Here is a 23,802-nt window from a genome sequence, read left to right as displayed (position 1 = left end):
GGGCAAGTGAGGGCAGTCAAAGAGATAAATGGACGACCGCCTTGCATGAATGAAAATCCAATGGCAAACTCTTATTGAAATGTACTCGTCAATAAATAACGAGGTGATCGAGGTGAGCGCACTCGTTGAACGGCTCCGAGCAAGAAAGGATCTCCTTCCGCTCAAGGCCAGGGGACTTAGGAGATTTGCTGTTGAGTTGAACGCCATCTCTGAAGTCGGTCTGCCCTGGAAAGCGGTTTGGCGGATATTGCGGGAGGTGGGGTACCAAGGGACATACCGGCAGTTTGTGGCGATGGCGAATCGGCTAACGGGTAAACCTAGACGGACCAGAACCAAGACCAAGAACCTTCCGGCGCCGACCGCAGAAAAGCATCCACAGCCCGCCGCAGCGTCCATAGCGAATCAGGGTACCGGGCAAAATAACAAACCCGAATGGCAAATCCGAAGAGAAGAAGAAATGGCGAGATTGGATCGCCTCGCCGAGGAGAACCGGGCCAGGGATGCCCAGCTCAGTCGACCGAAGCTTTTTAGGCCTACGCCGTTCGAGAGTAGACATGAGGAATGATCGAACTCTTGAAAGCCAAGGAAGCAGTGTTGTTCGCGTTGCAAATGTCCAGATGAGGTGAGAGATGGAACTCCTGAATACGCCCACGACGCACGAGCCGTTTGTCGCTCCTGAACGTGCTGCGGCTTTCCTGGCCCTGTCACGGAAGACTGTGCTCAAACTGGCCCGGAGAGGCGACCTGCCGGCGCATCCCGTAGGTCGAGGAGTGCGCCAGATGTGGCGATTTCGCCTCTCGGAACTCTCTCGATGGTTGGAGTGTGAAGCGGTAAAATTGGACCAGCCATCGGGGTCGGAATGAGAGGAATGTCTCTTGAATCGACCACGGTATCAACACGGCTTTTTCAGCCGTCATCAGCGCAAGAAGGGGCCAGAAGTCTGGGTTTATCGATGGCGGGATATTGACGCCAAAGGCAAACCCAAAATGCGTGCTCTTGTAATTGGTTCAGTGAAGCAGTACCCAACGGAAACGGCGGCATGGAAAGCCGTTTCCACACTGCGCCTCGACGTTAACCATCACACCTCCCGTCCTGAAGGTTTGCCAGAAACATTTGAGCAATTGGTAGAACACTACCGGTTGATCGAGTTGGATCTGGAAAAAGAATCCGAGCGGAAGGTCGTACAGACAAAGCAGACCTACGCTGTTTATCTGAAGGCAAGAATCGTTCCGCGTTGGGGACATTACCGTCTTCGGGAGATCAAGGCAGTGGCAGTAGAGCGGTGGCTTGGCTCCATCGACGATTTAGCGAATGGAACCAAAGCGAAGATCAAGGGCATCATGAGCGAAGTCTTTCAACACGCAATCCGCTATGGCTGGCTCAACGATGGGGAGAACCCCATCTTTGCCGTCCGCCAGAGTACCAAGCGGAAGCGGGTTACGGAACCGCTGGAAGTGACCGAGTTCCGTGCGCTCATGCTGGAGTTGCCGCAGAAGATGCGCGTCATTGGCATCGTGGCGGCAACAACCGGGCTGCGCATCAGCGAAGTCCTGGGCCTCAAGTGGATGGACATCGACTGGAAAACATTGCAAATGGATGTTAGCCGGTCGGTCGTGGACGGCATTGTCGGGAAGTGCAAAACGGAGACCTCCCGCAGGCCGGTTCCCATCGATGAGCTCACCACTGCAGAGTTGCTGGCTTGGAGGAAGGAAACCTGCTACGCCGAGCCGGATGACTGGGTCTTCGCCAGCGAACGAGTTCAGGGCAAAATGCCGCCCTGGGCCGATACGCTTCTGGATCGCTTCCTGCAGCCAGCCGCAAAGCGGGCCGGAATCACAAAGTGGGTCGGTTTCCATACCTTCCGGCACACCTACTCAACGCTGCTCAAAGCTAACGGGGAAGATGTCAAAGTGGTGCAGGAGTTGATGCGCCACGCCAACATCTCCACGACGATGAACATTTACACGAAGGCCCTGACTTCAGCAAAGCGAGAAGCGCAGAGCCGGGTGGTCGATGTTCTTCTGGACCGTTCAAGAAATGTCGTAGAAAGTGCTGCGGAGGATGCAGCATGAGAACCAACGTATCGAAAGCGTATCGCGTTTTTTCTGCGAATCCGCTAAGTTGTTGGGTTTATTGGTGGACCTGATCGGGATCGAACCGATGACCTCTTCCATGCCATGGAAGCGCGCTCCCAGCTGCGCCACAGGCCCACGATACGGTGGGAACAACTTTTCTATTTTCGCCGCTCAGGCTCGATTCGTCAAACCCCCGACCGCCGAAGCGCGGTAAACCACTTTTACTAATGGCAGAATGCAAACCAGCCGGGGAAGTTGCCTCTTGCAATCGCAAAGTTCGAGCCAGTCATACTGATGGACAAAGAGGTCGCCAGCACGAAAGCAGCCGTCGTCAACATCCTGGGTCACGCGCTCGAATTTCAGGATTTCCTGGAACCGGTCGCCGGCGACGGCGAGGCCATCATTCAAATGCACGCCGCCGGCCTGCATCCCGTCGTCAAAGCCATCGCCAACGGGCAGCATTATTCCAGCCGCGGCCAGAGGTTCCTGTAGTCGCAGGCATCGACGGCGTCGGAGAACTCCCGGACGGCAGCCTTGTCTACTGCTTCGCCGCTCGACCTCCCTTCGGCACCATGGCTGAGCGAACAGTCGTCGTGCCGGCAAAATGCATTCCGTTGCCCTCCGGTCTGGATCCGGCGCAGGCCGCCGCAATCGTCAATCCGGGCATGTCAGCGTGGCTTTCGCTCAAGCTCCGCGCCGGTGTTGCTGCAGGAGAAACAGTTCTGATCATGGGCGCAACAGGAGTCGCCGGCCAACTCGCCATCCAGTCCGCGCTACCTGGGTGCCGGAAAAATCATCGCCGCCGGCCGAAGCCGCGAAGCGCTCGAATCCCTCGTGTCGACGCAGTCGTCGTCCTCTCCGATCCGGAGGAGCAGGTCAGCGAATCCTTTGCCGCACAGATTCGCGACCGGGGAATCGACGTCGTGATCGATTATCTCTGGGGCGCCCGACAGAACTCCTGTTAGCTGCGCTCGCCAAAGGCTTCCGTTCCACGGCAACCCGCCGTACCCGTCTCGTGGAGGTCGGCGAGAGCGCCGGAAAGGCCATCTCCCTTCCCGGCGCGCTTCTCCGCAGTACCGATCTCACTCTCATGGGCAGCGGATTAGGCAGCGTTCTGCTCGACCAGATCTTTAACGACGTCCCCACTCTGCTCTCGCTCGCCGCCGCAGGCCAGCGTCGCGGTCGAATCGATTCCCCTCGCGGATGTGGAAAAAGCCTGGAGCGCGGTGGAAAAAGGAAAGCGGATCGTCTTTTCGATTCATACAGATAGGTAGGTATCACTCCGGATCGATCCCAGGATCGATCTGGAACCGGCAACGAGGTCGGGAACAATTCCAACCTCTTCCGGTGTCTAAGTTATCAGGACGAGTCGAGCAGGCGCTGAAAAGATCTGCCGGCAACCAGGGCGTTTGAGCAGATGCGGCGGATGTGATCTGGACCACGAAAGATCACCACGCAGATGCAAAGGGTACGTCTTTTGCGTTAATGTGGAGGGCACGGACTTGCAGGCGGACATAACCTTGGGAAACATCGCCAGTGCACTCACAATTCACACGGAAGAAGCAGCCCTGATCGCCGAATTGAAGGCAGGATCAGAGGAAGCATTCTCGTGGCTCATCACTCGCTACCATCAACCCATCTACAGCCTCCTCGCGCGTACCGTTCGAGACCCCTCAGACGCCGCCGATCTTACCCAGGACGTTTTCGTCAAGGTTTTTCGCGGAATTGGGTCCTTCCATGGCGAGTCCTCCCTGCGTACCTGGATCTACCGCATCGCCCTGCATGAAGGATTGAACCAGCGGCGCTGGTGGCGGCGGCATAAGCAGCAGGAAGTTACGATCGAGACGGAAACCGTCGACAGCGAAAACGGCGAGCCGGCGCGGCTCAAAGAAATGCTCGTCGATCCAGGTGAGTCGCCATACGAGATGGCCACGCACACTGAGGCTCGCGAGCGCGTCGAAGCCGCCCTGCGGCAAGTCCCCGAGCCGTTCCGTATGACACTGATCCTGCGCGACATAGAGGGATTCGTCTACGAGGAAGTAGCGGAAATGCTCGGCGTAAACCTCGGCACAGTCAAATCCCGTCTGGTGCGAGGCAGAGCCTGTTTGCGGCAATTCCTCCTGGCCGACGATGCCGAGCGAACCAAAAATGCCAGCGCAACCCTCGCCAATGGTCCGTATCAGGCGCAGGTGTCCCAGGGTGAGGAGGCGTAATGATCTCCATCTTCCCCAAGATCGCAGCGCCCAGCTGCTCCTCAGTTCGCGCCCGGTTCGCGGAGTATCTTGACAGTCGCCTCACCGGTCGCGAAATGCAGCGCATGGCTACCCATCTTGAAAGCTGCGCCAACTGCGCCACCGAGTTTGAGGCAGAGCGCAGAATGCTGCGCGTCCTGTCCTCGCTTGGACCGGTCTCCGGCGCGGCAAAAGAACCAGATGATCTGTTGCTCCGAATTCGCGTAGCAATCTCGCAGGAGCGCGCGCAACGTCGTCGCGGGCGACTGGCCGGTTGGGAACTGGCATGGCGCAATACTGTAGGGCCGTTCCTGTTGCAGCTTTCCGCCGGTTTCGCCAGCGCCGTACTGCTGCTCGGGACGGTTGGGCTTGTTGTGGGCATGTTTGCTCATCCTGAACACGCCGCAGCGCAGGACGAGCCTCTTGGCATGGCGACCGCTCCGAAATTCCTGTACAACTCGGGAGTAACCCCGGATGAGGAGCAGATCGGAACGGTGAACGGCCCCGTGGTCGTCGAGGCCTATGTCAACGGTTCAGGCCGCGTCTACGACTACCGCATCGTGAGCGGCCCCACCGACCAGCAGACCCGCGCCGAAGTCGAAAATCTACTGCTTTTCAGCGTCTTCGAGCCTGCCCGCTTCTTCGGTCAGCCCGTTCGCGGACTCGCCGTGCTGTCATTCTCCGGCGTCTCAGTCCGCGGCTGAGTTAGGCCGCTTCGGCTATTTGTTCTTCTCCCAATATCGCGTAATCCAATCCCACTCTTCCTGAGATCGGCCCGCAAGTTGCGGTGCGTCTTCGGCAAGAATGTAACGCTCGTGAACAAGTTCCTCCAGCGCCTTCTGGAAACGCGCCCGGTAATCGTCGTAGTCCTTATAGCGATCCGCAATGGCGACCCGTGGGTCATGCGCCGCTGCCGCCTCGACAGCCGTGCGGTGAAACGGCACAAACGAGCCAAGGAACGCAATGCGCTCATCCGGCGCGCCCATCGCCGCCGCGCGCAGATTCCAGCCGGTGTACGTGGCCAGCGGCACAGCAATCTCCGGCAACCGGATCCCTCCGAGGTCATTTCCATCCGCATCCACCTGCGGCACAAGCGCCGGATAAGCAAACCCGACGATAGGCGGCTGCTTGCTCAGAATGCCGTCGTGCCAGTCCGGTCCGAAGTCGAGATCCCAGCCTCCGGCATGATCGGCGGGCGGTTTCAGACCTGGGACGACAGCCGGAAAAGCCAGCTTATCGACAGGAACAAGCGTTCCATCCGCGATCTTCGGATACCGGCTCGGTGGAGGAGCTGTGCCCGCGCGAACCCACGCATCCATATTCGCGATCATCGCCCGCCAGAACCACTTGATCGGCAACGGACTGGGCAACTGCTGACTAGCCCAGTTGCCTGTTCCCATTTGTGGCGGAAACGGCACCGAAAAGTGTTGCAACCCCGAGTAATAGTAAATGCGGACATTCGAGCCGATTGGCGCATCCGCCTTGCCGTCCGCCGTCGTATGGATCAGCGAAGCAGCGCGCCCCCAGTACTCATACGAAGTGTGCGAAAGGAAGATCCTGGGCGCAACGCGTTCTTTGCCGGCCGCATCCAGCAGCCCGGCGGCTTTACTGGAAGGATGTGCCGGGTCTAGTTCCGGCATGTCAGTGAACGGAAAGATGTCCGTCGGCCAGTCAATCGAAGACGTAGGCTGCCCATCGCGCGAAGGCTGCGCAAATCGGTAATTGAAGCTGCCGCGCCCCGCGCCGCCCACGTGTGCCAGCACCCCATCCAGCACCATCCCGCCGGATTCGTCCGCGTTGAAACCCTCGTAAAGAAAATCGCGCAGAAATCGCCCGCACTGCGAAATCCCAGCCGCATAGCTGAACCGCACCGGCGCAATCGCATCCGGAGAATGCTTCATCCACGCCACGAAATCCCGCACGGCGGCAAAGCCAAGACCTGCCACCACCGGGTCCTGCACAACGTACACCAGTTCATAAATTCTGCCTGGAACAAACCCTGAATTTAAGTGCAGGAATCGATCGCTGGGGATCGTTTTGCCGTCAACCGTGTGTGCAAAGGCCCATTGCGACCGCGGAATTACCTGGCGTTCGCCATGCGGCCTGTCACGGACCGTCAGTACGTTCCGGGGATCGTCGGGCGCAGCAGCAGGATACTCCGTCCCTCCCAGCCCGCTGCCCGTGATGTGGCCCAGCGGAACTTCAACGGAGGCTTCCGTCGGAGTGAAGTCGTCGCGAAGCAATCCCGAAATGTGTTTCCCGCCGCTGTCATACGCGATCGGCGCATAGAGCCGCAGTCTGTCCGGAGTGTCCACAACATCCCACTGCCAGCCCAGCGACGCAAAGGTGAACCCCTGCCGCAGCAGCCACGCATCGCCCAGATCGGCCGCGCTTCCCGGGTCGGCCTTGCCGCCGTCCACCAGCGGCAAAATCCCCTTGCCGCCGCGATTCGGAATCTCCAGCAGCATCTCGCCGTTTCCGTGGCCGTTTCCGTCAAGAACGGGGCGCAGCAGAAACAGATCAGAGGAGAATTCGACCTCACCTTGAGGATTTCTAACCGCTTTCTCCAAATCGACAATAGGCCGATTATGAATATTCTCCGGGCTGACCGCGAAGTGCACCCGCGCGACGATCTTTTCGTACGCCGGCATTCCGGAGCCATTGGACGCAATCGGAGTACGCGACAGCACTTCCACGTTGACAACGCGGGCTTGCACGTTCGTCGCAAGCCAGAAAAATACGAAAGACAGGAGCATTCGAGAGAGCAGCTTCATCGTGCTCGCAGTATACGGAAGCGGGTGTGGGTCAGTTTGAAGAGTACGGGCCTTAGCCCGTACATTCAGTCCAGCAATATAAAAGGGCTTCAGCCCCCGAGGGTGGGTCTTGTTTCAAACTAACCCACCACCCGCAAGCCCACCCGCGATCCGGACGCGGTACATTGGAAAACATATGCTTAGCCGCCGCCGCTTCCTCTCTGCCTCCGCAGCAGCCGCCACGCTGCCTGTCCTCACAGCAACCAAAGGCGTCGCCCAGTTCGCCTCCAGCGCCAGCAGCCTGCCGCCCGCGCTCGCTGCGTTGAAAGATCGCCGCGCGGAAGCAAAACCCATCTCGGCCGCCGAACGCGAACAGCGCTTCGAGCGCGCCCGCGAACTGATGCGTGCCCAGCAAATCGACGCCATTGCCCTCATCGGCGGAACTTCCCTCGTCTATTTCACCGGCATCCGCTGGTGGAACAGCGAGCGCCTCTTCGTCGCCATTTTGCCGCAAAAGGGCGCCCCGTTTTACGTCTGCCCGGCCTTTGAAGAGGAGCGCGCCCGCGAACAGATGCGCGAGGCTCCAGCAGGCGCAGCATCCAAAGTCTACACATGGCAGGAAGACGAGAATCCCTATGCGCTGGTGGCGCAGGGTCTCAAAGACCTTGGCCTGACCACAGGAAAATTGGGTATCGAAGAGCGCGTCACATTCGTCTTTTCCGACGGGGTTCGTAAAGCCAATCCGGGCTTCGAGACCGTCAGCGCCACCCCTGTGACAGCAGGATGCCGGGCCATCAAGAGCACAGCGGAACTCAAGCTGATGCAACTGGCCAATGACGTGACGCTATCGGTCTACGAGGCTGCGTGGAAGTCGGTTCGGCCCGGGATCACAAACCGGCAGGTCAGCGAGTGGATCGGCGCGGCGTATCAACTCACCGGCTTCCCGGGCGATGCAAGCTGCCAGGTGGATGCTTACTCTGCGTTACCCCACGGCTCGATCCAGCCGCAGGTACTGAAAGAGGGCAGTCTGGTCCTGATTGACGATGGCTGCGTCGTGGAAGGCTATCAATCCGACATCAGCCGAAGCTTTACCGTGGGCAAGGCGACCGACAAAATGAAACAGGTCTTTGACGTCGTCCATCGCGCCCAGGCTGCGGCACTCGCTGCGGCAAAGCCCGGCGTAACCTGCGGATCAGTCGATGCAGCAGCGCGCAAAGTGATCGACGACGCCGGATTCGGGCCGGATTACGCACATTTTACCCATCGTGTCGGTCACGGCATCGGCATGGATGGTCACGAGTGGCCATACCTGGTTCGAGGAAATTCGCAACTGCTGGAAGCAGGGATGTGCTTTTCGGACGAGCCCGGAATTTACCTGCGCGGCGAGTTCGGCATCCGGCTCGAAGACGACATGCACATTACACCCGATGGCGCTGTCCTGTTTACCCCTCAGAGCCACTCCCTCGAAGAGCCGTTTGCGCAGGGATAGCGGCCAGCTCAAGCTCCCGTATAGGACTCAACCACGCCGTCGATCTTGATCGACGGCTGGTGTGTGCTCGCCGAAATATACGGTACATTATTTGCCATTACAGAATCCGGAAATTCCCAGCCGGTAGCCAGCACGCCAGACCCACTAATAGATCCGATGCTCGAGAATCCGCCCGCGGATACGGGAACTGCGATGTGTGCACTATTGAGAGAGCTGAGCGCCAATTGCCCGATTGATCCCGACATGATGTTGAGCAGTTGGGGCGCGGTGGAGAAAGAGGTCCCAGATGCATCCTGCACCGCAAATCCATTGAATTCCAAATTATTGATCGTCGAGCCATTTTCCAGGATCAGGGCCGCGACGGGGAAGTCTTCGCTATTGGTAATTGTGCAATTGTTGATGGAGAGACTTGAGCCAAGGTAGGTCATTCCTGCGAAGACCGGTGAGGTCCGCACGAAGGCGAACCCAGGAGCCTGATTGATATTGAGCGGTACATGGGAAACCTTGGTGAGCACAATTGTCCCCCAGTTTGCTGCAAGATCCAGCACCACAGGGGTTGTAAGGCTGCAATCCGAGATAATCAAGCCATTGACAGAGTTTGGGTTGCTGTACCGGCATGTACCAATCAGAAAAGCGCAATTCGAAACTGTACCACTGCAATTCGTGACTTTAACATCGTCGATATAGAACATCGGCCCCCAGTCCGGAGAGACCGTGTAAAGTCTCATCAGGGTGAGGCTGTTAAATGTACAGTTGGTGACGGTTACACGCGATATGTTGCCGGTGTAACCCTCTGGGCAATTCAGCGCAATCGCATCGTCTCCGGTGGTGAAGCTGCAGTTCGAAATCGCAATGTCGTTCGCCGGGCCGTCGAAGTGCAGTCCGTCCGTGTTTTCACCGCTGCTTCTGAGCACGCACCCTGAGATCGTGACATGGCCGACGTTTGAGAGCCGTACGTGGTAAGCAGGGGTATTTACCACAACCACATTTTGAATACTGATGTTGTCCAGATTCATCAGGTTGATTCCGAAGTACCAATCGTTCGCCACGTTTCCCTGACGCGTACCGGTCGAGGAGTCTCCGTTGCGGCCGTTTCCCTGGTTGCCATTTAGGGTGAAGTTGCTGAGCGAGACGTTTGCACCACGCGGCGGGGCTGGCGGTCCCGGATCGGAAGGATTGGCTGCATTCGGGCCGCCGTTGTGGATGCCATCGCTGTTGGAGCCCGACTTGATAAAGAACCCCGTTCCGCAGCCTAGTCCCGCAATGCTCCAATAACCGCCGGCCGGCATGTACAGTCCGGAGATGAGCGCACTCCCGTCGAGGATGAGCGTGATCGGATTGCTCGCGGACGCGGCAGCCATCGCCGCATTGATCCGAGGCGCGTCATCGGTCGCAGCGCCGCCCGAGTACTTGTTGCGCCCGTTTTCAAGATTGCAGTCGAGGGCGCAGCCAATCTGCGAGGCCCGAATATAGGTCATTCCCGGGACCGGCGCAGGCTCAGCGGCTGGACCCAGACACGGGATATAAAGCTCTCCGCTTCCGCAGCCAACGAGGGAAGAGCCGAACGCCGAACCCGCCGCGAATAAGCCGGCCTTCAGAACGAAGCCGCGTCTGTTCATCAGAATTTTGCCTTCGGTCTGATTCCTTGTCACAATCTCCTGCCTCTGAGCTAAAGCCTTGTTGCTTTTTCTATCTGAATTTGTGTCGCAAACCGATCCGGGTCTGTGAGATATGCAATATATGGGTTGATCGGTAGTATATTCCGTTGCCCGGCAAACAGCGATAGTTCCGGCCCATTTCGATGGATTGGGCGAAGTTTGCGTCGGGATGACTCGCGGCCATCGAGTTTGGAGCACCGTGGAACGCTGCGTTGTTCCACGTGGAACAATTTTGGGCGAGCGCGACGCCCAGAAACTGTCAAGTCATCTTTACTGGATGTGGTTGGTTTTCCTGGGTTTGAGTTTGCCTAGAATTCGGGACATTTATGCATGGTCTCTGGCAGCCTTTCGAAGACATAGCGCCGGCGCTATGTCCACTCACGAGGATATCAAGGGTGAAGCTCACGTTTGCCGGACTGTTTGAGTCTCACCTCCGGCTCGAATCGGACTTGATTCAGGTCTGGCGAGACTCCACAGCGCCGGGAGAAATGGGCTAGACTTCAGGATGATGTTGAACCGTAGAAATTCTCGAATTGTTCCGCCGGCTGTCTCTTCGTTTGTCGTTGCTCTAGGGCTGCTGGCTGTCCCGGCTCTCGTTCTGGCCCAAGCGAAGAGGCCTGATTCCGCCTCTTCCAGTTCTGCCAATTCGGGTCAGAGTGCTTCGTCCTCATCCTCTTCGGGGCCGGCATTTGCGCAGGAGAAGGCGCCGTCGCTCGTGGACCCGGCAGGTCCGGCGATTGAGCTGGTGAACTCCGAGCAGCTGTTTTTCATGGCCGCTACGCTGAATGCCTGCGGTTATGACGAAGGGCTCGCGGAAAGCGATCCGGTCCGGCAAGAGGTGCGCAATGAGGTGAATCAGGCGCTGGCGGCGAGCGAGGATGCGCGTGACAAGAGAGACAAGGTTTGCCTGTACATCGCACAGCACCGCATGACGGGGACGATCAAGGACATTTCTCAGTACATCTCGCTGGCGCTTTATCTCACTCCGCCGCCGGATTTGGAGACATCGGTCGAACTTCCTGAGATGCCGCCGGATTCGACGCAGGTGGTGGAGATTCTTCCGCTCTTGAAGGATTTCGCTGCAGCTGTCGATCTGCACGGAATCTGGCTGACCCACCACCATGGGTACGACGAGATCGTTAACCGCCTGCATGACGGCCTGACGCAGATGATTCTCTCGACCAACTACTACCTTAAGATGCCCGCTTCCACGTACGACGGTCGGCGTTTTCTGGTGGTGGTCGAGCCGCAACTTAACCCGCACACCATCAATGCGCGCGTTTATGGGACGGATTTCGTCGACGTTGTTTCGCCGGTCAACGGGCAGATTCGCATGAGTGATGTGCGGCACACGTACCTGCACTACCTGATCGAGCCGCTTTTATATTCGCGTTCAAGCGCAACGGACCGTTTTCTGCCGATTATGAAGGAAGTACGAGACGCTCCACTGGATTACCGGCTTCGATCGGACATTGTGGACCTGACAATCGAGTGTCTTATCAAGGCGGTCGAGGCGCGGACGATGGATACAGGGATCAAGCCGTACGTCGCCCCGAAGGATGAAAAGCGCTCCGATTTTGAGCGGATCGAAAGCGAACGAAATGCCGTAAACCAGAAGATGGAGCAGGTGCGCATCGCTCAGGTGCGCCACGACATGGCCCAGGGATACGTTCTGACCGCATATTTTTACGAGCAGTTGGGCATTTTCGAGAAGGACCCGGCGAGCCTCAAGGACACGATCGGCGAACTGGTCTACAGCATGGATGTGGATCACGAGATTCATCGGGCCCGGGATGTGACGTTTGACAAAGAGGCGGACGACGATGTTCTGCGGCGCTCGGCTCCGCGCAAGCTGACAGGGCTGGATCTTGCGGAAGCGCGGCTGGCAGCGGGCGACTATGCGACGGCGTCGGCGATGGCGCGCCAGTCGCTGACGATGGTATCCGGCGGCGAGACAGTCGATACGGGACGAGCGAATTTCATTCTGGCGCGCGCGGCGATTCTTACCGGGCATCCGCAGGACGCGATGACTGAATTTGAAAAGGCGGCGTCGACGGCCAAGGAGACCCGGATACTGGCCTGGTCGCACATCTACCTCGGGCGGATGATGGACCTGGATTGCAAACGGGATGAGGCGCTCGCGCAATACAAGGAGGCCCTGGCGGTACGCGACGGGCAGCAGGATACGCGGCTGGCGGCAGAGCGTGGAGTCAAGGCGGCGTATGCGGTGAAGGGTCATAGTTGTGAGGAAAATGCGGACACGGACGGTGCGGATGACGATACGGATAATTCGGGCGGCAAGCCGGCGCCGAACCTTCCTACAGCACCCCCGCCGTCTGTCACGGCGCCAAAGTAAAGGCATCGCTTTCGCGGGCAAGGATCTCTTCTAAGGGGAATTGCGTCTACCATAAAGAGATGGAACAGGCGGTTATCGCCCAATCCGCGGAGTTGGCCCGGCTGGAGGCGGCACTGGGGCATATATTTGCGCGTCCGGAGCTGCTGTTGCATGCGTTAACGCACCGTTCGCAGGCGTATGAGCTGTCGATGGAGTCGACGGGCAAGCCCGACGACGTTGGACTTGCGGGTGGTCTGACCGAGCGCGGCGACAACGAGCGGCTTGAGTTCCTGGGGGATGCGGTGCTCGGAGTGGTGGTCGCCGAGGCGCTGTACCAGGCTCATCCGGATTGGCAGGAGGGGGAGCTGACTCGCATCCGCGCGCAACTGGTGAGCCGCCGCCACATGGCGGAGGTCGCCCTGGCCATCGGGTTGGGCGAACATCTGCGTCTGGGTAAGGGCGAAGAGCGATCCGGCGGACGGAAGAAGGTGGCGATTCTCGCCAACGCCATGGAAGCGGTGATTGCAGCGATGTATCTGGATGCCGGACAGGACGCGAAAAGAGATGGCGCTCTGGAGCCGGTGCGCCGCTTTGCCCGCATGCATATTCTGGGTCCGGCTGCGGACGATCTCGCGCGGGAACTGCTCTCCGGTGCGGCTCTTGGCGATCACAAGTCTGCGCTGCAGGAGCACTTACAGGCGACGCGAGCGGGAGTTCCGGTGTATCTTGTCGAAAGCGAAAGCGGCCCGGACCACCGCAAGCGATTTCAGGTGGAAGTGCGGCTGAGAACGGCGGACGGTCAGATGGGTGATTCGCTGGCAAGCGGAATTGGGACCACCAAGAAAAAGGCAGAGCAGGAGGCCGCGCGGCGCGCCCTGGCTTTGCTGGTCATGCAGGAGCCAGCGCAGGTATGAACAGGACGCCCACTTTTCCGGCGGAGATGGAGCGGGAGCGCTCCGGGGCCAGCTCTGGCTCTTTCGCGCCGGGTGAGGCGGTTGCGCTTGGCGCTGTGTCGTCAGGCACGGTCTCGACAGGTCCCGTTCCTACAAATCAGGTCTCGCAAGGCAATGGTCATCCGGTCTTTGGCATCCGTCAGGCAATTGCGCACGATGTGCGGCATGGCTTGCCCGAGGCGGTATCGTCTTTGCTGAAAACGATCATCGTTGCGCTCTTTGTGCTGACATTTCTGGCGCAGCCGATGGTGATCCCGTCCGAGAGCATGGAGCATACGCTGCTGGTGGGGGATTTTCTGCTGATGAATCGCTCCGCTTTGGCGCCGGCTGGAATCTGGAAGCGCATTTTGCCCTATGCCGGAGTGCAGCGCGGCGAGATCGTCACCTTCCATTCGCCGCTGGACCCAAGGGAGTATCTGGTGAAGCGCGTGATTGGGCTGCCTGGCGACCGTCTGCGGATCGATAATGGGCAGGTTTCGATCAACGGGCAGGTGCTGGACGAGCCGTATGCGGCCTTTGAGCCGACTTCGGACAACCCCTATCTCGATCATTTTCCGACCAACATCTACAGCGACCCGGGCGTGGAGCCGGGCTGGTGGAAGCAGTTGCAGCAGTCGACGAAAAATGGCGAGCTGGTGATTCCGCCGGGCAAGTATTTCATGCTTGGGGATAATCGCAATCACAGCCGAGATTCGCGGTACTGGGGGTTTGTGTCGCGCGACGAAATTATTGCCCGGCCGCTGGTAATTTACTTCTCGCTGACGCGGCCGTCGCGAACAGATATTCAACAGGCGTCGGATGATAGACTTGGGCACGAAAGCGATGTTTCGGCGCATCTGAAAGGGTTTGCGCGCTGGAAGCGTATTTTTCGGGTAGTTCATTAGCGCGTGGTTTGCTTGGGAACCGAAGTGAATGGCTAAATCGGCTACGGGACAAGGGGATCATGGCCACGGAAGACAAGCTGGTGATCAATGGACCTGTTCCGCGCCTCATTGGGGCAAAAGGGGCAGACGGTGAGATCGGCTCTCAAGCTGTTTCAGAGGTGAAGGAGACGCCTTTCGAAGCGCTGGCCAGCATCTGTTCCGTGCTGGTAATTGGCATGTTCATCCTCACTTTTTTAGCGCAGAATTTCTTAATTCCGTCCGGATCGATGTTGGATGCCCTGCTGGTTGGAGATCACCTGCTGGTCGACCGCATTACGATCGCTCCGCGGCCGAGTTGGATGCCGCTGGTGCATTATCGTGAGCCGAAGCGTGGCGATATAGTGGTCTTTTTCGGGCCGGGGCAGCCGGATACGCACCTTGTGAAGCGATTGATCGGCGTACCCGGCGATCATATTCACCTGCGCAATGGCATAGTCATTCTCAACGGCGTGGCTCAGAACGAGCCGTACGTGAAACCCCGGCCAGAAGATGTTTACTCTCCCTACATCGACGATTTCCCATCGGTCCCGACTTCGGAGGCCAGTGGCGTTACCGCCGAGTGGGCGGTGGATCTGCCCAATCACATTCAGGGCAACGACCTCGTGGTTCCGCCCGGCATGTACTTCATGATGGGCGACAATCGGCACAACAGCAATGACGGGCGCTTCTGGGGATTTACGCCTCGCGCCAACATCGTAGGACGGCCTCTGTTCAATTACTGGTCCTTCAAAACTCCCGACGACCAGATGTACAAGACGGGGCTTGCGAACCAGATTGCCTGGATGGGGAACGTGGTGCTTCATTTCTTTACCGATACCCGCTGGAAGCGCACTCTTAATCCGGTGAGGTAGCATGAGGATAGTTGGTAGTCTGAAAAGTCGCGCAAACGGGGCTACGGAATAAAGGAAACATGGCCAAGGCAGACAGACTTGTAATGGAAAAGCCCGCACCCGGCGAGATCGCGGAGACCGACGCGAAGGTGAATTCCAACGCAGGGGAACGTGTTGAGGAGACGCCGTTTGAGGCGCTTGCGAGCATCTGTTCCGTGTTGGTCATCGGTCTTTTCATCCTCACATTTCTGGCGCAGAATTTTGTGATTCCCTCCGGGTCGATGGAGAAGACGCTGCTGGTTGGCGATCACCTGCTGGTGGATCGCATTACCCTCGCTCCCACGGCTTCGTGGATGCCGCTGGTTCATTATCGCGAGCCAAAACGGGGCGATATTGTCGTGTTTCTCAAGCCTGGCAATCCGGATATGTTTCTGGTGAAGCGGCTGATTGGTGTTCCCGGAGATCATATTCATCTGCGCAACGGAGTCGTGATCCTGAACGGCGTGGCACAGAATGAGCCTAAGGCCGCGCTCTGGCCAGGCGACACCTATTACCCGTATATCGATGATTTTCCTTCGGTTTCGCCAACGGAAGCGAACGATGTCACCGAGGAGTGGGCGGTCGATCTGCCGAATCATATTCAGGGCAACGATCTGGTTGTGCCGCCCGGGATGTTTTTCATGATGGGAGATCATCGGCATAACAGTCTCGATTCGCGCTTCTGGGGATTTGTGCCGCGCGCCAACATTGTTGGACGGCCTCTGTTCAACTACTGGTCCTTTAAGACACCGGATGACCAGATGGACAAGACAGGGATTGGCGACCGCATCTCCTGGATGGGGCATGTGGTGCTGCATTTCTTCACCGATACCCGCTGGAAGCGTACCCTGCACATGGTGAACTGACCATGACGGACCAAGGCGCTCGGGCGGAAAGAGCGCAGACGGGCCAAGAGAAAAGCAAGACCCGCTGGAGACGCCGTATCACGGTGGCAGCGGGCCTGATCGCGCTGCTCGCCGCCGGTCTGGTGCTGCCGCCTCTCATCAATATCAGCCGGTATCAGCGCAGGGTTGCCGCGCTGATGACGCAGTCGCTCGGCCGGCCGGTGCATATGTCCAGCGTGGAGCTTCGCTTGCTTCCGCTTCCGGGGTTTGTGCTGCACGATCTCTCGGTCAGCGAAGACCCGGAGTTTGGCGCGGAGCCGATTCTCTCGGCGCGAACGGTTGTCGCTTCGGTGCGGTTGCAGTCGTTGTGGCGGGGCAAGCTTGAGATCTACCGCGTCAGTGTCGATGAGGCCAGCCTGAATCTTGTGCGGTCGGCCCGGGGGCGCTGGAATCTGAGCTCCCTGATGTTGGGCGCTCAACCTGCGTTGACCGGCGGAGGCAGCCGGTCAACAGGTGCGCCGGTGATGGGAGCGTCGGCCCATTTTCCCTATCTTGAGGCGACGAATTCTCGCGTGAACTTGAAGAATGGGGCCGAAAAGAGCCCATATTCTCTGGTCAGCGCGGATCTTTCGCTGTGGCAGGATGAGCCGGGCAAGTGGCGTGTGCGCCTGCGCGGACAGCCGGTGCGCACGGATATCGAGATGAGCCTTGGGGACACGGGCGAAGTACGCATGGAGGCCCGTCTGCAAAGTGCAGCGGAGCTTCGCGCCATGCCGATTCAGCTTCAGATGGAGTGGCGCAATGCGCAGCTCGGCCAGCTTTCGCGGCTGCTGTTCGGATCAGACGCCGGATGGCGCGGCGATGTGACGGCGGATATCGACGTGCAGGGCACTCCCGAGAGCGCCCAGACCAGAGCGCGGCTGCGTGCGACCGGGGTGCGGCGCGAAGAGTTTTCGCCTGCGGTGCCGATGGACTTCGACGCCAACTGCAACTTTCGTTTTCAGCACTCGCAGAACGCATTGCACCAACTGGGGTGTGACACAGCCATCGGCGATGGACGGCTGCATCTGAAGGCAGAGCTGCCGGGGAATGCGGGCGAGCCGGAGGCGACGCTGGAGGTGCAGCAGGTTCCGCTACAGGCGGGTCTGGATATGCTGCGCACGATTCGCAGCGGCTTTGCGCCCGGTCTTTCGGTCGCAGGGAATGCCAACGGCAGCCTGAGTTATAGCCAGCCTGCCGAGGAGCCGGACAGCCGGACGACGAAGGGAACATTGCATCGCCGGGAACAAAAGAGGCTCGCGGATTCTGCAAAGGGGATTGAGGCCGTACCAACGAAATTGAAGGGAACGATTACGGTCGACGGCGGCCAGATCAAGGGCGGGGAGTTGAAAGAGCCGGTGGTGCTGCCAAAGATGGTCTGGACTCCGTCGTTTGTGCCCGGTTTTGCGAATGGCGCGGGATTAGGGACGAAGTTCACGATTGCTTTGGGGGCTGGAGCGCCTGTTCTACAAACTCCTGTCCAGCAGACTGCTGCCCCGTCGGGCGACCCCAAATCGAGCAGGGGAGCGGCGGCTCCGGTGCAGGCGATTGCGGTACGGATCGGGGTCGGCGCGCGAGGCTTCGATGCTGCGTTAACCGGAACTGCCGGGACCGCGAGAGTTCGCGAGCTGGCTTATGGCTTTGGTTTGCCGCACCTGGACGCGGCGGACGGCTTTACCGGAGGAACCGCGGATGTTGATGTTACCGCGACTGGTCCGTGGATTCCCGCAGCGGATGTTGCAGCATCTCTGCAGGATGGGGTAAGTGCTGCGAATGCTCCTTCGCCTACGTCAGCTTCCGCCAAAGCCTCGATGAGTGCGGGGCGAAAATCGAGGCTGTCGGCCTCGACTGCGGCGCCCACGGATCTCCTGGGACGCGACTCCGTCTCCGGAACTGTGCAACTGCACCACGCGCAATGGAAGGCGGCTTATCTGGCCCGTCCCGTCGACATGCTGCAGGCGACGATCACATTTTCCGGCTCTGACGTGGCTTTTGCATCCGACTTCACTTACGGAAGCGCCAAGGATGCTGGCAAAGACCAGATTCGAGGCTCGGCACAGGTCAATGCTCCTACGAACTGCAAGACTGGATCTCCCGGCGAGTGCGTGCCCGCCGTCCAATTGCGTTTTGGATCGCTCGACGCTGCGGTGGTGCAGTCCGCCCTTGTCGGAACTCCCGAGGAGAAATCGCTGCTTTCCCCGCTGCTTGACCGGATGCGGTCTTCCGAGAAGCCAAAATGGCCGGAAGTTGCTGTGAATGTTCAGGCGGATGCCCTGGCGATTGGCGCGGTAGTGTTGCAAAAGCCCGTCATTCACATGCGGTTGAAGGAAAACGAAATTCTTCTCGAGGATTGGGAAGCCGATTTGCTGGGCGGCTCGGCGAAGGGAACCGGCCGCTTTGCGTGGGCCAGCGACAGGCCGGATTATACGTTCGATGCTAATTTTTCTCATCTCAGCGCGACGTCTACCGGAGCATTGATCGAGGCCAAGTGGACAGGCGGACCGGTGAGCAGTAGTGGCAATATTCATCTTTCCGGATTGACGCCCAAGGATTTGGTGGCGTCTGCCTCCGGGAATCTCAACTTCGACTGGCAGAACGGCGCGATCTCGACGACAACCGGGGACGAGCCGAAGGAGCGAGCAGAGGAAGAAAAACCTCGGGAAACGAAATCTGAGGAATCGAAGCCTGCGGATACGAAATTCGACGAGTGGAAGGGAGTCGCGACCATCCACGGCGGAACGGTGCAAGTGGGCGAGAATACGATGCGCGTCGCTCGACGGACTCTGAGTATGGCTGGTGAAATACCCTTTGGTGGGCCTGCCAAATTGGCATTCGCGTCGAAGTCCGCAACTCGGCGCGGTCAGCCGGATCGGACGCCCGCCGTAAAATAGAGGAATGACGGCTTCTTCCTCTTCTGCTTCTGTAATCTCGGCTCCTGTAACAGTCCGCTGCAAAGGCGTTCTCTTCGACATGGATGGGATTCTCATCTCTTCGCTGGGATCGGTGGAACGAAGCTGGCGTACCTGGGGACTCGCTCGCGGAATCGACCCGACCACGGCGATTCATACCGCGCACGGCTGCCGGGCCATCGAGACCATCCGCAAGCTGCGACCCGATCTGGACGATGAGGCCGAGTTGAAGTTCATCGAAGACCTGGAAATCGCGGATAAGGAAGGGCTTGCCGTGCTTCCCGGTGTGCTGGACCTGCTTGCCGCCTTACCGGCCTATCGCTGGACGGTGGTGACCTCGGCGACCGAACGGCTGGCGCGTGTCCGCATGGCTGCGGGCGGCATTCCGGTTCCCAAGCACATTACGACGGCGGATCATGTCACGAATGGCAAACCGCATCCGGAGCCCTATTTGCGCGGCGCGGAGATACTGGAGCTAGACCCGCGAGACTGCGTGGTCTTTGAGGACTCCGCTTCAGGAACCAAAGCCGGGCGCGCGGCTGGATGCACGGTCATCGGAACGACCTTTTCTCACTCCGTCGAGGAACTGAGCGCGGCCCACTACCTGGTGACCGACCTTACGGGGATCAAGGTGGAACTGGCGCCGGAAGATCAGACGATTCTGTTGCACTTTGTCCCGTTAGCTATTTAAGGCTGCTGGCGTCCGCGCAGAATTGCACCCAGGATCTCATTGGCGCGCTGAAGATCGTCTTCCGTGTCGACACCGATGCTGTCGCCTTCGGCTTGTCCTACATAAATCGAAATGCCGTTTTCGAGCAATCTTAACTGTTCAAGGCGCTCGATCTGTTCGAGCGGAGATGGCGCGAGCGCGGCAAATTGCTCCAACGCCGCTTTCCGGTAGGCGTAGAGGCCAAGATGCTTGCGATAGCCGGTGAAGCCGATCCGGTCACGGTCGAAGGGGATGGTGGAGCGGGAAAAGTAGAGCGCGCGGCCATCTGCGGCGGTTACGACCTTCACCGCGTTGGGGTTGGCGAAATCACTCGCAGGGCAGGGAACAGAGATAGTGCTCACCTGCACTTCTGTACGTGCAAAGAGAGCCAGCATGGGCGCGAAGTGATCCGGAGTCAGCAAAGGCTCGTCGCCCTGAATGTTGACGTAGATCTCAGCGGCGATCTGCCGCGAAACCTCGTAGACACGGTCGCTGCCGCTGGCGCATTCAGGCGACGTCATGGCCACGGGAATTCCGCGTTCCCGGCAAGCTTCTTCCACTTCGGCGGAGTCGGTTGCGACGACAACCTCGTCCATCTGGCGGCTGGCGACTGCGGCGCGCCAGACCCACTCCACCATGGGTTTGCCAGCGATTTCGCGAAGCACTTTGCGGGGCAATCGGGTGGAAGCGAGCCGCGCCGGAATGACGCCAAGAATTTTTCCTCTACTCATCATCCTTGAGTCTAAACGGCGGATGTGGATCCCCCAGTCGACGGCAGTTTTCCGGTCGCTGCGTCGTTATCTCTCGATCTGGCCAGTCCTCTGTCTCGGTCCCAGAAGCAGTTGAAGGCCGGCGTATCCAATCCAGTTCGGTTGGGCATTTGCAGGCGCTATTTTCTGAAAGCTGCGCCCAGCCATCAACAAGAGCAGGACGGTGTTATTTCTGTTGAGCGAATGGCGCCCACCAGGGCCGAGAGTAGCTTCTCGTTTCTTTGCGAGGCCATTGACGCGATTGGCATCCTGTTGGTCATAGAGTTCGATGTATGCTTCGGTCTTCCTGGTGAACTCGCGTCCAACGATCACGCCACGTATCCATGATTGCGGAACGCTCCGGTCGGTGAACCAATAGCCCGCCTCACCGTCGACGCGGAAGGGTCCGATGCGCGCGTTTGCTTCCAGCGGGAGCAGAAATTGCGGTCCACCAACCAGGCCATCCTGAGAAGTCCGAGTCGTCGGATATTGAATCGAGAGCTGGGGATAGGTCGAGAATGAGAAATTTGATTCGGGTGTTTCCTCATCTTCCGTGTCCGAAGCAACAGATGCCGGTATGTGCTCATAGAATCGCCACTTTACGCCCAGCAGCGACTCTCCGAGATCGATGTCGATTGATGGGGGAGCCCCAGTTTCATTTCCGGGGTTTGCCAACACTTCATGAATGGCTATTGGCAGTTCGTACTTGAGCTGGATACGGTTCCCCAGGCCGTAATTGATGTCGAAGTCCGGAATGGAATAAGAGCCTTCCGTGGAATTGCGGTCGCCCAGCCAGCCGAAGTTGATCTCCCATTGCTTGCTGCCCGGCGTCTCGGGATCGTCTGTTCGGAACGGCGGCCCGGCCTGAGCACGAGCTACGCCGGCCAACAGGGAGAGGACGATAAGCAATCGACAGAAATAAAGCCATTCACGATTCGAGCAAACTCCCGATCGAGCGGAGTAAGTGAGCGTTAAACGCGTAATAGATTGCGCGGACTTCCCAATGCATGCCTGGCCGGGCTTCCTGTGGAGATGCATCAGGCTGATGTCGGTTTGAAGTTGATTGGTGATGGGAAGCAGCTACACGGTGGCCCCGTGCTCGATGCCCGATCGGCGTTGACAAGTTCGTTAGCGGCCTTTAAAGAAAGCGGCCTGCCAAACAAGTAACCTTGAGCTTGATCGCAACCCGCCTCGCAGAGAGCATTCGCCTGTGCCTGCGTTTCCACTCCTTCCGCGGTGACGGTAAGATCGAGAGTCCTGCCCAACGCCACAATCGTGCTTACGATGGCAGATGCCTTCAGGTCTATCTCCATCTCAGTCACAAACGAACGATCGATCTTGACCTTGTCGAACGGAAACTTCCAGAGATAGGTCAGACTTGAATAGCCAGTGCCAAAATCATCCAGCGCGATCGATATCCCCATTCCACGAAGCCGCGCAAGCTGGTCAAGCACCACATCTGTGTTTTGAAGCCACAGACTTTCGGTAACTTCCAACTCCAGGCGGGCGGGGTCAAGTCCAGAGACATGCAAAGCCTCCTGGACAACGGCAACGATATCTCCGTGCCGGAATTGGACCGGGGACAGGTTCACCGCTATCTTCAAAGGCTTCGTCCACGCGGCAGCCGTTCTACATGCGGTCTCCAGCACCAAGGCGCCGATGGGAACGATCAGGCCAGACTCTTCTGCAACGGGAATAAATACGGCTGGTGGCTGCGGCTTCCAATCCTCTGGCCAGCGTAGCAAGGCCTCAAACCCAAGAAGGTTGCCGTCGCGAAAGCTGACAAGCGGCTGATATTCCATTCGGAATGCTTTTGTTTCCAGAGCGCGCCGCAGGTCTGCCTCAAGCCGCCGGCGTTCGCGGAAGGCAGCGTCCATCCCAGCTTCAAAAAAGCGCACGGTATTGCGGCCCTCGGCCTTCGCCTTGTAGAGAGCGACGTCTGCGCAGGAGAGCAGCGAATCCCAAGTTTCGGCATCCGTCGGAGCAATCGCAACTCCGATGCTCGCCCCACAGACTACTTCGTAACCGCCGATATCGTACGGTTCGGAAAGAATCCTCTTGAGTCGCTCCGCGAGAGAGCTGGCTCCGGCGGGCTGATCGATGCCCACTTGCAGAATGACGAATTCGTCCCCTCCCAGCCGAGCCGCCATGTCTTCTTTGCGAATGACAGACTCCAGACGTTTTGCAAGCGCCCGCAGCACTTCATCGCCGGCAGCGTGCCCAAAACTGTCATTGATATCTTTAAATCGATCCAGGTCAAGGAACAGGGCCGCGACATGAGTCTTATTGCGGCGGGTCAATGACAGGGCTCTTGCCGCCGCCTCTTCTAGCCCCTTTCGGTTCGGGATGCGCGTCAAATTGTCGTTCTCGGCCAGGAATAATGCCTCTGCCTGAGCCACGCGGCGGGCCATCATCATGCGATAGACCATAAATCCGGGGATCCCGCCTGCAAACAGGACCGCAATGGCAATGATGCTTTCCGTGAGGAGAAGCGATCGCTCATAGAGCGCCTTGTCGGCGGTCTGATCGAGATACACCTCGAACACGCCGACGACAGATCCATTTCGCATGATCGGGATATAGGAATCGGCGAAATACGTCGGGCTCGCTGGTGGATGTCCGGCATAAGCTTCGGTATACGCTTTGCCGGATGCCACGGCGCCTGCAACTCTCTCTTTGCGGACCTCGGGAATGTTCGCCTGTTCCGATGCGGGACTCTTTCGCCCGGAAACGAAAACCACGCGGCCGGAGCTGCTCCAGATGAGGAGGCGATAGATGTCGCCATCCTGAGAGGCATCTTCGAGGAGGTTTTTTGTCTCTTCGGACGGCGTCGCTCCGGCGATTAGGGCAGGAATATCTGTGCTGCGCTCGATCGCAGCGGCCCCACTGCCGGAGGTCGATTGCGCATCCGCGCGCAACATATTCGCGGCAACGACGTTGCTGAGCTTCACCGCTCCGAGCACCAGGAGAACGATCATGGCGGCGATCAAAGCTATGCCCTGCAAGTCGACGGGAAGAAATCGTATGGCGCGGCTTTTCACTCTATGGCTCCACGGTCCGTATGGGCGGTCGGGAGATTTGCCGGAATGTTGGCTTTTTTGTGGTTCTATTGGCAGGTAATCTCGCCCATAAGGTAGGTATCGGCTCAGGAGGGGGGGTATTGATTAATACGTATGAACTATTTGTCGTCCGACGGAAGATCGGCCCAGTGAAACCGGATTTGCGGCTGGCCGGATCGTGCCAATGCCGCGTCCGTTAGGCGGTT

The 23,802-nt window shown here is 58.7% G+C and carries 19 protein-coding genes and 2 tRNA genes; 15 read left to right on the top strand and 6 right to left on the bottom strand.

Going from position 1 to position 23,802, the window contains the following annotated elements; all coding sequences use genetic code 11:
- Positions 1-629: 629 nt before the first annotated feature.
- Positions 630-863: a helix-turn-helix domain-containing protein gene (locus OHL23_RS29080; protein ID WP_158751773.1), complete on the top strand. Its 234-nt coding sequence runs from the start codon at positions 630-632 to the stop codon at positions 861-863.
- A gap of 12 nt (positions 864-875) precedes the next feature.
- A complete protein-coding gene (locus tag OHL23_RS26250; RefSeq protein WP_263355011.1) occupies positions 876-2,072 on the top strand; it encodes a tyrosine-type recombinase/integrase in 1,197 nt (398 codons plus the stop codon).
- A gap of 62 nt (positions 2,073-2,134) precedes the next feature.
- Here OHL23_RS26250 and OHL23_RS26245 read toward each other — a convergent pair.
- Positions 2,135-2,210: transfer RNA gene (locus OHL23_RS26245), tRNA-Ala, on the bottom strand.
- A gap of 120 nt (positions 2,211-2,330) precedes the next feature.
- Here OHL23_RS26245 and OHL23_RS26240 point away from each other — a divergent pair.
- The 4 genes from OHL23_RS26240 to OHL23_RS26225 all read left to right on the top strand — a co-directional run bounded on the left by OHL23_RS26240 (position 2,331) and on the right by OHL23_RS26225 (position 5,010).
- Positions 2,331-2,567, top strand: coding sequence for a hypothetical protein (locus OHL23_RS26240; RefSeq protein WP_263355010.1), 237 nt, complete (start codon positions 2,331-2,333; stop codon positions 2,565-2,567).
- An 80-nt stretch (positions 2,568-2,647) separates the two neighbouring features.
- Positions 2,648-3,040, top strand: coding sequence for an MDR/zinc-dependent alcohol dehydrogenase-like family protein (locus tag OHL23_RS26235; protein WP_263355009.1), 393 nt, complete (start codon positions 2,648-2,650; stop codon positions 3,038-3,040).
- 537 nt (positions 3,041-3,577) lie between these two features.
- Positions 3,578-4,288, top strand: coding sequence for an RNA polymerase sigma factor (locus OHL23_RS26230; protein ID WP_263355008.1), 711 nt, complete (start codon positions 3,578-3,580; stop codon positions 4,286-4,288).
- Positions 4,288-5,010 carry a zf-HC2 domain-containing protein gene (locus tag OHL23_RS26225; protein WP_263355007.1) on the top strand — a complete coding sequence of 241 codons (723 nt, stop codon included), beginning with the start codon at positions 4,288-4,290 and terminating at the stop codon, positions 5,008-5,010. The genes OHL23_RS26230 and OHL23_RS26225 overlap by 1 nt, the downstream gene beginning before the upstream one ends.
- 15 nt (positions 5,011-5,025) lie before the next feature.
- Here OHL23_RS26225 and OHL23_RS26220 read toward each other — a convergent pair whose 3' ends face one another.
- Positions 5,026-7,080 carry an alpha/beta hydrolase domain-containing protein gene (locus OHL23_RS26220; protein ID WP_263355006.1) on the bottom strand — a complete coding sequence of 685 codons (2,055 nt, stop codon included), beginning with the start codon at positions 7,078-7,080 and terminating at the stop codon, positions 5,026-5,028.
- A gap of 20 nt (positions 7,081-7,100) precedes the next feature.
- Here OHL23_RS26220 and OHL23_RS26215 point away from each other — a divergent pair.
- Positions 7,101-7,216, top strand: a tRNA-OTHER gene (locus OHL23_RS26215).
- 39 nt (positions 7,217-7,255) lie between these two features.
- Complete coding sequence (locus tag OHL23_RS26210; protein ID WP_263355005.1) at positions 7,256-8,548, top strand: M24 family metallopeptidase; 1,293 nt, start codon at positions 7,256-7,258, stop codon at positions 8,546-8,548.
- Positions 8,549-8,556: 8 nt separating this feature from the next.
- On the opposite strand, the gene OHL23_RS26205 is transcribed toward OHL23_RS26210, so the two are convergent.
- Positions 8,557-10,200: a glycosyl hydrolase family 28 protein gene (locus OHL23_RS26205; protein ID WP_263355004.1), complete on the bottom strand. Its 1,644-nt coding sequence runs from the start codon at positions 10,198-10,200 to the stop codon at positions 8,557-8,559.
- A 517-nt stretch (positions 10,201-10,717) separates the two neighbouring features.
- Here OHL23_RS26205 and OHL23_RS26200 point away from each other — a divergent pair.
- Genes OHL23_RS26200 through OHL23_RS26170 form a run of 7 tightly spaced genes read left to right on the top strand, consistent with a single transcriptional unit; the run spans position 10,718 to position 19,770 of the window.
- A complete protein-coding gene (locus OHL23_RS26200; RefSeq protein ID WP_263355003.1) occupies positions 10,718-12,562 on the top strand; it encodes a tetratricopeptide repeat protein in 1,845 nt (614 codons plus the stop codon).
- A gap of 59 nt (positions 12,563-12,621) precedes the next feature.
- On the top strand, positions 12,622-13,455 hold the full coding sequence (rnc, locus tag OHL23_RS26195) for a ribonuclease III (RefSeq protein ID WP_263355002.1): 834 nt from the start codon (positions 12,622-12,624) through the stop codon (positions 13,453-13,455).
- Positions 13,452-14,378 carry a signal peptidase I gene (gene lepB / locus OHL23_RS26190; protein ID WP_263355001.1) on the top strand — a complete coding sequence of 309 codons (927 nt, stop codon included), beginning with the start codon at positions 13,452-13,454 and terminating at the stop codon, positions 14,376-14,378. The genes rnc and lepB (OHL23_RS26190) overlap by 4 nt, the downstream gene beginning before the upstream one ends.
- A 59-nt stretch (positions 14,379-14,437) precedes the next feature.
- Positions 14,438-15,268 carry a signal peptidase I gene (gene lepB / locus OHL23_RS26185; protein WP_263355000.1) on the top strand — a complete coding sequence of 277 codons (831 nt, stop codon included), beginning with the start codon at positions 14,438-14,440 and terminating at the stop codon, positions 15,266-15,268.
- A 59-nt stretch (positions 15,269-15,327) separates the two neighbouring features.
- Positions 15,328-16,152 carry a signal peptidase I gene (gene lepB / locus OHL23_RS26180; protein WP_263354999.1) on the top strand — a complete coding sequence of 275 codons (825 nt, stop codon included), beginning with the start codon at positions 15,328-15,330 and terminating at the stop codon, positions 16,150-16,152.
- A 2-nt stretch (positions 16,153-16,154) separates the two neighbouring features.
- Positions 16,155-19,061, top strand: a complete 2,907-nt coding sequence (locus OHL23_RS26175; protein ID WP_263354998.1) for an AsmA family protein — start codon at positions 16,155-16,157, stop codon at positions 19,059-19,061.
- Positions 19,062-19,065: 4 nt separating this feature from the next.
- Positions 19,066-19,770, top strand: a complete 705-nt coding sequence (locus OHL23_RS26170) for an HAD family hydrolase (RefSeq protein WP_263354997.1) — start codon at positions 19,066-19,068, stop codon at positions 19,768-19,770.
- Here OHL23_RS26170 and kdsB read toward each other — a convergent pair.
- The 3 genes from kdsB to OHL23_RS26155 all read right to left on the bottom strand — a co-directional run bounded on the left by kdsB (position 19,767) and on the right by OHL23_RS26155 (position 23,578).
- Positions 19,767-20,519, bottom strand: coding sequence for a 3-deoxy-manno-octulosonate cytidylyltransferase (gene kdsB / locus OHL23_RS26165; protein ID WP_263354996.1), 753 nt, complete (start codon positions 20,517-20,519; stop codon positions 19,767-19,769). The genes OHL23_RS26170 and kdsB overlap by 4 nt on opposite strands.
- A 66-nt stretch (positions 20,520-20,585) precedes the next feature.
- The gene (locus OHL23_RS26160; protein ID WP_263354995.1) at positions 20,586-21,446 is read right to left on the bottom strand and encodes a hypothetical protein; all 861 of its coding nucleotides are present in this window, start codon (positions 21,444-21,446) and stop codon (positions 20,586-20,588) included.
- 128 nt (positions 21,447-21,574) lie between these two features.
- Positions 21,575-23,578, bottom strand: a complete 2,004-nt coding sequence (locus OHL23_RS26155; RefSeq protein WP_263354994.1) for a putative bifunctional diguanylate cyclase/phosphodiesterase — start codon at positions 23,576-23,578, stop codon at positions 21,575-21,577.
- Positions 23,579-23,802 lie beyond the last annotated feature (224 nt).

It is taken from the genome of Acidicapsa acidisoli (assembly GCF_025685625.1).
GTDB classification, from domain to species: domain Bacteria; phylum Acidobacteriota; class Terriglobia; order Terriglobales; family Acidobacteriaceae; genus Acidicapsa; species Acidicapsa acidisoli.
Note: the sequence above shows the minus strand (reverse complement) of the source record. Positions and strands in the feature narration are given on the sequence as shown.